Below are 10,074 nucleotides of genomic sequence, written 5' to 3'. Positions count from 1 at the left end.
CACTCGGACTGGTCGGACGCCACGTCCGACCTGCCGAGCCACCCGTTCCGCACCGCCGGCTGACCGGCCCGCCACCGCCGCGTGCCGCTCGCGACAGGCCCGCCGATGAACGGGCCCCCGTCGCCGCACACTGAGAGACTGTGCGGCGACGGCCGTCCGCGGGACGGGTCGCACGGCGAGAGGTGAGGCACGTGGGTGAGCTGCCGCTGAGGCTGGCGGTGGTCGGCGACGAGCTGGTGGCCGGCGCGGGTGACCCGAAGGGTCTGGGCTGGGTGGGACGCGTGACGGCCCGCACGCCCACACCGGACCCGCTGACCGTGCTCACGCTGGCGGTGCCCGGCGAGACCAGCACGGCGCTCGGCGCCCGCTGGGACGAGGAGGTCAGCCGCCGCTTCTCCCCCGAGGCCGACAACCGCCTCGTCGTCGCGCTGGGCCGTGCCGACGTCGCCGCCGGGCTGTCGCTCGCGCGGAGCCGGCTCAACCTGGCGAACATCCTCGACGTCGCCGAGCAGCGCCGGATCCCCGCGTTCGTCGTCGGACCCCCGCCGGGGGAGACGGCCGACAGCGAGAAGCTGGCGGACCTGTCAGCAGCGTTCGCGGACGTGGCCACCCGGCGCCGGGTGCCGTTCGTCGACACCTACACGCCGCTGGCCGCCCACGACCAGTGGCTGGGAGACCTCGCCGCCGGCGACGGGATCCTGCCAGGCCAGGCCGGGTACGGCCTGATGGCGTGGCTGGTGCTGCACACCGGCTGGCACGCCTGGCTCGGGCTGCCCGACGACTCCGCCTGACAGCCAACGGACCCAGAGGGTCATCGCAGGGTGCCCCGCACGGCGGTCAGCGCCGAGTCGAGCACCGTCCGCAACGTGTCGAGCGTGAGCTGCTCGACGCTGCCGCGCGCGTCGGCCTTGCGCAGCTCGGTGCGGATCTCGTCGCGGAACCGGTGGACCATCGCCTCCGCGTCCATGTAGCGCACGTGCGACGTCACCCGGGGGTCGTCCGAGACGCCCGCCGTGTGCGGCACCGCGGACGCACGGGCCTGCTGGGCCGCGGCCGCCAGGTCGGCGCGCAGACCGCGCATCGAGCCGCTGACGTCGTCGCGGACCTGCGCGGCCCGCTCGCGGACGGACTCGGCGATGCCCTCCTCGAGGTGGGCGAGGTCCCCGCGGCGCGCCTCCAGCTCGGCGTAGCCGGCCTCGGTGAGCGCGTACGTGCTCTTGCGCTCCTCGTCGACGCGCATGACCAGGCCCTCCTCCTCGAGGCGGGCCAGCCGCGGGTACACGGTCCCGGGGCTCGGGCGGTAGGTCCCGCCGAACCGGTCGGACAGCGCGGTGATCAGCTCGTAGCCGTGCTTCGGGCCGCTCTCGAGCAGCGACAGCAGGTACAGGCGCAGCTGACCGTGCGCGAAGACGGGGGCCATCATCACGCGACCCCGGTCCCCGTGCCGCGCAGCACGGTGAGGTGCCCCGACACGGTGTTCGCGGAGACGAAGCAGGCGCCGTCCCCGGTACGCAGGTCGACCTTGCGGTGACCCGGCGAGCTCCCCTTGTACTCCTCGCCGTCGACGACCAGGCGCCCGGAGACGGACTGGCCCTTGACCTGCACGCCCTTGCCGGCGGGCAGGCGCACGGTCACGTCGCCCGACACGGTCGTCGCGGTGACGCTGGAGGTCCCGGACGTCACGTCGAGCGTCACCGAGCCCGAGACGGAGTTGGCCTGCACCAGGCTCAGCTCGCCCGAGGCCGCCAGCTCGCCCGAGACCGAGTGGAGCTGCAGGTCGCCGTGGTGGTCGCGCACGACGATCTCGCCGGAGACCGTCTTGGCCCCGAGGCGGCCGCGGGTGCCGTCGGTGATCAGCGTGCCGGAGACCGTGGACACCGAGGCGTCCTCCTGGATCCCCGCCAGCAGCCCGTCGKCCGTCACCGTGCCCACCTTCGCCAGGACGTCGCGCGGCACCGCGATGTGCACGTCGGCGCGGTCCTTGCCGCGGAAGTTGCGGAACTTCTCGAGGAACCCGTCCCAGCCGCCCAGCGTGAACTGGTAGCCCACGCGGAGCTCCCCGTCGGACAGGCTGACCTCCAGCGGGCGGCCGTCGACGTCGTGCACCTCGATGCGGGCGCCCGCGCCGTCGTGCGCGACGACGTCGACCCGGCCCGCGACCAGCTGGACGCGCAGGCTGGTGATCTTCTCGATCTCGATGATCTGCGGGCCGGCGACGACCCAGGACTCGCTTGCCATGACGCTCTCCATTCGCGATATATCTCGTTCCGTCAGACACGTTATATCGCGTTACGCGAGGAGGCAAGCCCAACGCGTCATATCGCGTGCCGGCGCACGACAGAGGGCAAGCGAAGAGCCCGCGACCGAGGGTCACGGGCTCTCCACCTGGAGGGTCGTCAGGACACGAGGCCGGCCTGCCGCAGCTCGACCGTGAGGTCGTGGGGGCTGGTCGAGGCGGACAGCGCCTCCTCGTACGTGATGATGTCGTCGCGGACCAGCTGGAACAGGTGCTGGTCGAACGTCTGCATCTTGTAGAAGTCGCCCTCCTTGATCAGGTCGATCAGGGGCGGGGCGTCCTCGGGGTCCAGGATCGCGTCGCGCGTGCGGCCGGTGTTGACCATGACCTCGATGGCCGGGCGACGACCGGTGCCGTTGGCCAGCCGGACGAGGCGCTGCGACACGATGCCGCGCAGGGCCTGGGCCAGCGCGATGCGGACCTGCTTCTGCTCGTGCGGCGGGAAGAAGTCGATGATGCGGTTGATGGTCTCGGCGGCGTCGATGGTGTGCAGCGTCGACAGGACGAGGTGACCGGTCTCGGCCGCGGACAGCGCCGCGCGGACCGTCTCGACGTCACGCATCTCACCGACGAGGATCACGTCGGGGTCCTGCCGCATGGCGGCACGCAGGGCGACCGTGAAGTCCGCGGTGTCCTGGCGCACCTCGCGCTGGGACACGATCGACTTCTTGTCCTGGTGCAGGATCTCGATCGGGTCCTCGATCGTGACGATGTTGACCTCGCGCAGCGTGTTGATCAGGTCGACCATCGACGCCAGCGTCGTCGTCTTGCCCGAGCCGGTCGGGCCGGTGACCAGCACGAGGCCGCGGGGCTCGAGGGCGAGCTCGCCGATGACCTCGGGCAGCGCCAGCTCGGCGAGCGCCTGGGCGCCGACGGAGACGCGGCGGAAGACCATGCCGTAGGTGCCGCGGGCCTGGTAGGCGTTGACGCGGAACCGACCGACGCCCGACACGGAGTACGCGAAGTCGGCCTCGTGGTTCTCGCGGAACTTGTCCACGAGGTCGTCGGGAAGGACCTCCTCGAGCATCCGCTCGGTGTCTGCCGGCGTGAGGTCGGGCACCTGGAGCTTGCGCAGCCGGCCATCGACGCGCACGCGGGGCGCGGACCCGACCTTGCAGTGCAGGTCGGAGCCGCCCGTGCTCGCGAGGGCGTGCAGGAACGGGATCACGGACTGTGTCGGCTGGCTCACCCCGTAGTCATCGGACAGCAGGCCCCGTGACTTGAGCGCGCGCGAGATGTGGGACCATGGGACGAGTCCGGCGCGCAGCACGGGCGCCGACCCCCGTACGTCGACGAAGGAAGATCCCATGAGCAAGCGAGGCCGCAAGCGCCGTTCCCGCAAGGGCAGCGCCGCGAACCACGGCAACCGTCCCAACGCCTGAGCGTCGGACAGTAGCCAGATACGCGAGAAGGCCCAGTGCAGCAGCTGCTGCACCGGGCCTTCCGTCGTCTCCGGGGTCGGTCTCAGTCGAGCGTCACGCGCATCACGGTGAGCTGCTCGTGGATGCGGATGCGCAGGCTGTCCGGCGCCGCCTCCTGGCAGCCGCGCTTGACCAGAGTCTTCACGACGACGTCGACGTCGTACTCCTCGAGGCACCCCTGGCACTCGGCGAGGTGGGCCCTGACCGTCTCGGCGTCGGGTGCCCCGAGCTCCGCGTCCAGGTACTCCCACAGCCGGTCCAGCGCGTCCGCACAGTTGTTCCCGCACGTGCCTGCCGACAGCGTCGCCGCCAGCGCTGCCTCGTCCTGCCACTCGCTCATCGTTCGCCCTCCGGTGCGGTCGGGGCCACCGCGACCAGACCACGCCCCCGCGCGTAGTCCGACAGCATCTCGCGCAGCTGCGCGCGACCGCGGTGCAACCGGGACATCACCGTCCCGATCGGTGTCCCCATGATCTCGGCGATCTCCTTGTACGCGAAGCCCTCGACGTCGGCGAGGTACACCGCGATCCGGAACTCCTCCGGCAGGCGCTGGAGCGCGTCCTTGATGTCGGAGTCCGGGAGGTGGTCGAGCGCCTCGGCCTCGGCGGACCGCAGACCCCTCGACGTGTGCGACTCCGCGCGGGCCAGCTGCCAGTCCTCGATCTCCTCGGACCGGGACTGCTGGGGCTCGCGCTGCTTCTTGCGGTACGAGTTGATGTACGTGTTGGTGAGGATGCGGTAGAGCCACGCCTTGAGGTTGGTGCCCGGGCGGTACTGGTGGAACGCGGCGAACGCCTTGGCGAACGTCTCCTGCACCAGGTCCTCGGCGTCGGCCGGGTTGCGCGTCATCCGCAGGGCAGCGCCGTACAGCTGGTCCAGGTAGACCAGCGCCTCGGCCTCGAACCTCTCGGTCCGTGCCGCGTCGTCCTCGGACTCGGGCGCGCGGTTCGTGTCCTCGCTCATCGCGGTCGAGCCTAGCCCCGCAGGCTGTGCCCCACCGACCGGCGTGGGGGACGCCACATTCACCCCGGCGTCCTGCATCCGCGCGGCACGCTGGGTCGGAATGGTGTCTACGGGGACACCGATCGCCCAGCCGGTCGTGGTCGACGTCGTGGGTCGCGTCTCGGTGGCGCAGCTCATGGTGGGCACAACGGCACGGGGCCCCGAGCCATTCCCACCCGAACCCTCCCGTGCCAACCGCTGACCCGCGCACTAGGTTTGGCGGCATGACCAGCACCACCGAGGAGTCCACCTACCTGCGCCTGCTCCGCGAGCAGATCGGCCACGAGTTCGACGCCCACCAGCAGTACGTGGCGATCGCCGTGTGGTTCGACGGCCAGGACCTGCCCCAGCTCGCGCGGCACTACTACCGGCAGGCGCTCGAGGAGCGGAACCACGCGCTGATGATCGTGCGGTACCTGCTGGACCGGGACCTCTCCGTGGAGATCCCCGCGGGCAGCCCGGTCCGCAACGACTTCACGCAGGTGACCGACCCCATCGGGCTCGCCCTGAAGCAGGAGAAGCAGGTGACGGCGCAGATCGAGGCGATCTTCGCCGCGGCCCGCGCCGAGGGCGACGCCCTGGGCGAGCAGTTCCTGCTGTGGTTCCTCAAGGAGCAGGTCGAGGAGGTCGCATCGGCGACCACCCTGCTCACCGTCGCCACGCGTGCCGGCGACAACCTGTTCGACCTCGAGAACTACGTCGCCCGGGAGCAGATCGGTGACGGCGGCGAGTCCGCCGACGCGCCGTCCGCCGCCGGCGGCGCCCTGTAGGAGGAGCTGCCGTGCTGCTGCGCCGTCTCGCGCGTCCCCTATTCGCCTCGTGGTTCGTCAGCGAGGGGCTCGACGTCGTCCGCCATCCGGCCGCCCACGCGGCCGACGCCCGCGGAGCGCTCACCACGCTGCGCGCGCGGCTGCCGGAGGCCGCCCGTCAGGGCCCCGCCGGCGAGGTCCTGGCGTACGAGATCTCCGACCGCCAGCTCACCACGATCGTCCAGGTGCACGGCTTCGCGCTCGCCGGGGCGGGCGCGCTGCTCGCCGTCGGCAAGGCCCCGCGCACCGCCGCCCTCGCGCTCGCCGCCCTCACCGCGCCGCTGATCCTGGTGAACCTGCCGGGCAAGCGGGTGCCCGGCGAGGACCCGGCGATCCGCAAGGCGCGCAAGGAGCGGTTCGTGCGGGCGCTCGCCTTCACCGGTGGCGCGYTCATCGCCGGCGTCGACCTCGAGGGCAAGCCCGGGATCGGCTGGCGCGTGCAGAAGGCCCGCTCGGAGCACGCGGCCGCGAAGGCGACCGACTGAGACGTTCGCCGGGTCCGGCGGCACCCCCACTAACCTGGGTGCCATGGATCTGTGGACAGCGCCGCTCGCCGGCGGCCCGCTCGATGCGCTCGTGGACGTCCCCGGCTCGAAGTCGCTGACCAACCGGTACCTGGTGCTGGCGGCGCTGGCGGACTCCCCCGGGCGGCTCCGCGGCGTGCTCCGGTCGCGCGACACCACGCTCATGGCGGACGCGCTGACCAGCATGGGCGCGGGGATCGACCAGGACGGCAGCGACTGGTCGGTCACGCCGGGACCTGTCCGGGGCTCCACCACCGTCCACTGCGGGCTGGCCGGGACCGTCATGCGGTTCCTGCCGGCGGTCGCCGCGCTCGCCGACGGGCCCGTGCGCTTCGACGGCGACGAGTCCGCGCTCGCGCGGCCGATGGGCCCCGTCCTCACGGCGCTGCGCACCCTCGGCGTGCGGGTCGAGGAGCACGGCGAGCCCGGTCGGCTGCCGTTCACGGTGCACGGCCACGGGTCGCTGGTCGGCGGCCAGGTCGACGTGGACGCGTCCGCGTCCAGCCAGTTCGTGTCCGGGCTGCTGCTCGCCGCCGCCCGCTTCGAGCGAGGGCTCACCCTGCGGCACACGGGTCGGACGCTGCCGAGCCTGCCGCACATCGAGATGACCGTCGCGGTGCTGCGCGAGGCGGGCGTCGTGGTCGACGACTCGCGCCCCGCGATCTGGCGGGTCGAGCCCGGCCCCATCGCCGGCCGGGACGTGCGCGTCGAGCCCGACCTGTCCAACGCGGCGCCGTTCCTGTGCGCGGCGCTGGTCGCCGGCGGCACCGTCCGCGTGCCCGGCTGGCCCACCGAGACCACCCAGCCCGGCGGCCTGCTGCCCGGCATCCTCGAGCGCATGGGCGCCACGACGCGGCTCGACGGCGACGTGCTGAGCGTGACCGGGACGGGGGCGGTCCACGGGGTCGACCTGGACCTGCACGCGGCCGGGGAGGTCGCACCGACCATCGCCGGGCTGGCCGCGCTGGCCGACTCCCCCACCCGGTTGCGCGGGATCGCCCACCTGCGCGGGCACGAGACCGACCGGCTCGCCGCGCTCGCCGCCGAGATCACGCGGCTGGGCGGTCAGGCCGAGCAGACGTCCGACGGGCTGGTCATCACGCCGCGCCCGCTGTCCGGCGGCACCTGGCACACCTACGAGGACCACCGGATGGCCACGGCGGGCGCACTGATCGGCCTGCGGGTGCCCGGCGTCGAGGTCGAGGACGTGGCGACGACCGCCAAGACCCTGCCGGACTTCGTGGGCCTCTGGAACGGCATGCTGGCGGGATCGGCCGTGCTCGCCTGATGGGGACCCGGCGCTACGACGAGCGGGACGTCCGGATCCGTCCCGGTCGCGGCTCGCGCCCGCGCACGAAGCAGCGCCCCGAGCACGCCGACGCCGAGGTGGCGCTGGTGACCGCCGTGGACCGCGGCCGGTACGCGATCCTGGTCGACCCGGACGGGCCCGACGAGCGCGTCGCGATCGCGATGAAGGCACGCGAGCTGGGCCGCGACCGCGTGGTGCCGGGCGACCGCGTGGACATCGTCGGCGACACGTCGGGCGACGAGGGGTCGCTGTCCCGGATCGTGCGCATCGGCGAGCGCCGGACGGTGCTGCGGCGGACGGCCGACGACACCGACCCGGTCGAGCGGATCATCGTCGCCAACGCCGACCAGCTGGTCATCGTCACCGCGCTGGCCGATCCCGAGCCGCGCACCCGGATGATCGATCGCTGCGTCGCCGCGGCCTACGACGCCCGCATGGACGCCCTGCTGGCGCTGACCAAGGCGGACCTGGCCGACCCGGCCGAGCTGGTGGGGATGTACGCGCCGATCGGCGTCGAGGTGGTGGTCACCAGCGCGGAGAAGTCCACCGGCGGACGGATCATCCACGGGCTCGACGACGTGCGGGCGGCGCTCGAGGGCAAGACCTCGGTGCTGGTCGGGCACTCGGGCGTCGGCAAGTCGACCCTGGTGAACGCGCTGGTCCCGGGCACCTACCGGGCGGTGGGCGTGGTCAACGACGTCACCGGGCGCGGGCGGCACACCTCGAGCTCGGCCGTGGCGCTGCGGGTGCCCGGCACGTCGAAGCCCACCTGGGTCATCGACACCCCGGGCGTGCGGTCGTTCGGGCTCGCGCACGTGGACCCGCAGCACCTGCTCGGCGCGTTCGCCGACCTCGCCGCGGTGGCCGAGGAGTGCCCGCGTGGGTGCACGCACGCCGACGACGCCCCCGACTGCGCGCTCGACGAGTGGGTGGCCGCCTCCCCCGACGAGGTCACCAAGGCCGCCCGCGCGGCCCGCATCGAGTCGTTCCGCCGCCTGCTCGCCAGCCGCCTGGGCACCGGCGAACCGGACAACCGGGAGCCCGCACGTCCCTGACGTGCGGGTTCGACGCACTACCGTGTCGGGCATGAGCCTGCGCCCCGGGTACGACGACGACCTGCGCCTCGCCCACGTGATCGCGGACCAGGTGGACTCGCTGACCATGTCCCGGTTCAAGGCGCAGGACCTGCGGGTCGAGACGAAGCCCGACCTCACCCCCGTGTCCGACGCCGACAAGACCGCCGAGGAGATCGTGCGGGGCCAGCTGTCCCGGGCCCGCCCGCGCGACGCCGTCCACGGCGAGGAGATGGGCGACACCGGCCRCGGGCCGCGCCGGTGGGTCATCGACCCGATCGACGGGACCAAGAACTTCGTCCGAGGGGTGCCGGTCTGGGCGACCCTGATCGGCCTGCTCGACGGCGACCAGGTGGTGGTGGGCCTGGTCAGCGCCCCGGCGCTGGGCCGCCGGTGGTGGGCCGCGCAGGGGTCGGGCGCGTGGACCGGCAAGTCCCTGGCCGCCGCCAGCCAGCTGAGGGTCTCCGGGGTCGATCGGCTCGAGAACGCCTCGCTCTCGTACTCGTCGCTGACCGGGTGGGAGGAGCGCGGGCAGCTCGACGCGTTCCTCGGGCTGACCCGCCGCACGTGGCGGACCCGCGCGTACGGCGACTTCTGGTCGCACGTGCTCGTCGCCGAGGGCGCCGTGGACCTGTCCGCCGAGCCCGAGCTGGCGCTGCACGACATGGCGGCGCTGGTGCCGATCGTCACGGAGGCCGGCGGGATGTTCACGTCGATCCGCGGGGTGCCGGGGCCGTTCGGCGGGTCCGCGCTGGTGTCCAACGGGCTGCTGCACCGTGCCGCGCTCGAGCTGCTGGACCCGCTGCCCGACCTCTGACCGGGCACGATGGGGGCATGAGCACCGACGACCGCGCCGCGCGTGCCGCCTCGTTCGAGGGTGGGGCGGCCGTGTACCAGGCCACCCGCCCGAGCTATCCCGACGACGCCGTGCGCTGGTCGGTCCCGACCGACGCGCGCGACGTGCTCGACCTCGCGGCCGGCACCGGCAAGCTGACCGAGCGGCTGGTGGCCCTCGGGCTGCGGGTGGTCGCCGTCGAGCCGTCCGACGCCATGCGCGCCGAGCTGACCCGGACCCTGCCGACCGTCGACGCCCGTCCGGGCACCGCCGAGCGGATGGACCTGCCCGACGCCTGCGTCGACGCCGTGACGATCGCGCAGGCCTGGCACTGGGTCGACCCGCCCGCGGCGGCCGCGGAGATCGCCCGCGTGCTGCGGCCGGCCGGGCGGCTGGCGGTCCTGTGGAACATCCGCGACTTCTCGGTCGACTGGGTGGGCCGCTGGACGGACATCGTGCACCGGGGCGACACCCTGGGGCCGTCCCTCGACTACAGCTCCCCGCAGCTGGGCGACCTGTTCACCGACCCCGAGACGGCGACGTTCCACTGGACGGACCGGCTCCGGGCCTCCGACCTGCGCACGCTGGCAGCGAGTCGGAGCCACCTCATCCTGCTGCCGCCCGACGAGCGCGACGCCCTGCTGGACGAGGTCGACGAGCTCGTCGCCACCCACCCCGACCTGCGCGGACGCGAGTGGATCGACGTGCCGTACCGCACGGAGTGCTACCGGGCGCAGCTCCGCTAGAGCCCGCGATCCATGTGTCGCGAGAACGTCAGTTCGCCGCGAGAACGGCAGCTCGAGGT

Annotated in this window: 13 protein-coding genes; 8 read left to right on the top strand and 5 right to left on the bottom strand. The window is 73.2% G+C overall.

Going from position 1 to position 10,074, the window contains the following annotated elements; genetic code table 11:
• Positions 1-191: 191 nt before the first annotated feature.
• Entirely contained in the window at positions 192-791 is a 600-nt protein-coding gene (locus tag ACXJKG_RS15430) for a GDSL-type esterase/lipase family protein (protein WP_456846628.1), read from the top strand.
• A gap of 20 nt (positions 792-811) precedes the next feature.
• On the opposite strand, the gene ACXJKG_RS15425 is transcribed toward ACXJKG_RS15430, so the two are convergent.
• The 3 genes from ACXJKG_RS15425 to ACXJKG_RS15415 all read right to left on the bottom strand — a co-directional run bounded on the left by ACXJKG_RS15425 (position 812) and on the right by ACXJKG_RS15415 (position 3,485).
• Complete coding sequence (locus tag ACXJKG_RS15425) at positions 812-1,420, bottom strand: PadR family transcriptional regulator (RefSeq protein WP_456846629.1); 609 nt, start codon at positions 1,418-1,420, stop codon at positions 812-814.
• Positions 1,421-1,422: 2 nt separating this feature from the next.
• The gene (locus tag ACXJKG_RS15420) at positions 1,423-2,238 is read right to left on the bottom strand and encodes a DUF4097 family beta strand repeat-containing protein (RefSeq protein WP_456846627.1); all 816 of its coding nucleotides are present in this window, start codon (positions 2,236-2,238) and stop codon (positions 1,423-1,425) included.
• 158 nt (positions 2,239-2,396) lie between these two features.
• A complete protein-coding gene (locus tag ACXJKG_RS15415; RefSeq protein ID WP_456846626.1) occupies positions 2,397-3,485 on the bottom strand; it encodes a type IV pilus twitching motility protein PilT in 1,089 nt (362 codons plus the stop codon).
• Positions 3,486-3,603: 118 nt separating this feature from the next.
• Between ACXJKG_RS15415 and ACXJKG_RS15410 the strand changes: the two genes are divergently transcribed.
• Positions 3,604-3,678: a 50S ribosomal protein bL37 gene (locus ACXJKG_RS15410; RefSeq protein ID WP_155859599.1), complete on the top strand. Its 75-nt coding sequence runs from the start codon at positions 3,604-3,606 to the stop codon at positions 3,676-3,678.
• 82 nt (positions 3,679-3,760) lie between these two features.
• On the opposite strand, the gene rsrA is transcribed toward ACXJKG_RS15410, so the two are convergent.
• Positions 3,761-4,057 carry a mycothiol system anti-sigma-R factor gene (gene rsrA / locus ACXJKG_RS15405; protein ID WP_456846625.1) on the bottom strand — a complete coding sequence of 99 codons (297 nt, stop codon included), beginning with the start codon at positions 4,055-4,057 and terminating at the stop codon, positions 3,761-3,763.
• On the bottom strand, positions 4,054-4,758 hold the full coding sequence (locus tag ACXJKG_RS15400) for a sigma-70 family RNA polymerase sigma factor (protein WP_456846624.1): 705 nt from the start codon (positions 4,756-4,758) through the stop codon (positions 4,054-4,056). The genes rsrA and ACXJKG_RS15400 overlap by 4 nt, the downstream gene beginning before the upstream one ends.
• A gap of 185 nt (positions 4,759-4,943) precedes the next feature.
• On the opposite strand from ACXJKG_RS15400, the gene ACXJKG_RS15395 reads away from it, so the two are divergent.
• Genes ACXJKG_RS15395 through ACXJKG_RS15370 form a run of 6 tightly spaced genes read left to right on the top strand, consistent with a single transcriptional unit; the run spans position 4,944 to position 10,015 of the window.
• A complete protein-coding gene (locus tag ACXJKG_RS15395) occupies positions 4,944-5,489 on the top strand; it encodes a ferritin (protein ID WP_456846623.1) in 546 nt (181 codons plus the stop codon).
• Between the two features lie 11 nt (positions 5,490-5,500).
• The gene (locus ACXJKG_RS15390) at positions 5,501-6,013 is read left to right on the top strand and encodes a DoxX family protein (protein ID WP_456846622.1); all 513 of its coding nucleotides are present in this window, start codon (positions 5,501-5,503) and stop codon (positions 6,011-6,013) included.
• 43 nt (positions 6,014-6,056) lie between these two features.
• Entirely contained in the window at positions 6,057-7,340 is a 1,284-nt protein-coding gene (gene aroA, locus ACXJKG_RS15385) for a 3-phosphoshikimate 1-carboxyvinyltransferase (RefSeq protein WP_456846621.1), read from the top strand.
• Complete coding sequence (gene rsgA, locus ACXJKG_RS15380; RefSeq protein WP_456846620.1) at positions 7,340-8,416, top strand: ribosome small subunit-dependent GTPase A; 1,077 nt, start codon at positions 7,340-7,342, stop codon at positions 8,414-8,416. Before aroA ends, rsgA begins: the two co-directional genes overlap by 1 nt.
• 31 nt (positions 8,417-8,447) lie before the next feature.
• Positions 8,448-9,251: a histidinol-phosphatase gene (gene hisN, locus ACXJKG_RS15375; protein WP_456846619.1), complete on the top strand. Its 804-nt coding sequence runs from the start codon at positions 8,448-8,450 to the stop codon at positions 9,249-9,251.
• Between the two features lie 17 nt (positions 9,252-9,268).
• Positions 9,269-10,015: a class I SAM-dependent methyltransferase gene (locus ACXJKG_RS15370; protein ID WP_456846618.1), complete on the top strand. Its 747-nt coding sequence runs from the start codon at positions 9,269-9,271 to the stop codon at positions 10,013-10,015.
• The last annotated feature ends 59 nt before the right edge of the window (positions 10,016-10,074 follow it).

Source organism: Cellulomonas sp. P5_C6 (genome assembly GCF_054049635.1).
This window is presented reverse-complemented; position numbering and strand designations above follow the sequence as displayed.

Coding starts and splice junctions, on each gene's coding strand:
- ACXJKG_RS15425 (WP_456846629.1), bottom strand. CDS start 1,420: ATGGCCCCCGTCTTCGCGCACGGTCAGCTGCGCCTGTACCTGCTGTCG.
- rsrA (WP_456846625.1), bottom strand. CDS start 4,057: ATGAGCGAGTGGCAGGACGAGGCAGCGCTGGCGGCGACGCTGTCGGCA.
- ACXJKG_RS15400 (WP_456846624.1), bottom strand. CDS start 4,758: ATGCAGGACGCCGGGGTGAATGTGGCGTCCCCCACGCCGGTCGGTGGG.
- ACXJKG_RS15395 (WP_456846623.1), top strand. CDS start 4,944: ATGACCAGCACCACCGAGGAGTCCACCTACCTGCGCCTGCTCCGCGAG.
- aroA (WP_456846621.1), top strand. CDS start 6,057: ATGGATCTGTGGACAGCGCCGCTCGCCGGCGGCCCGCTCGATGCGCTC.
- rsgA (WP_456846620.1), top strand. CDS start 7,340: ATGGGGACCCGGCGCTACGACGAGCGGGACGTCCGGATCCGTCCCGGT.
- ACXJKG_RS15370 (WP_456846618.1), top strand. CDS start 9,269: ATGAGCACCGACGACCGCGCCGCGCGTGCCGCCTCGTTCGAGGGTGGG.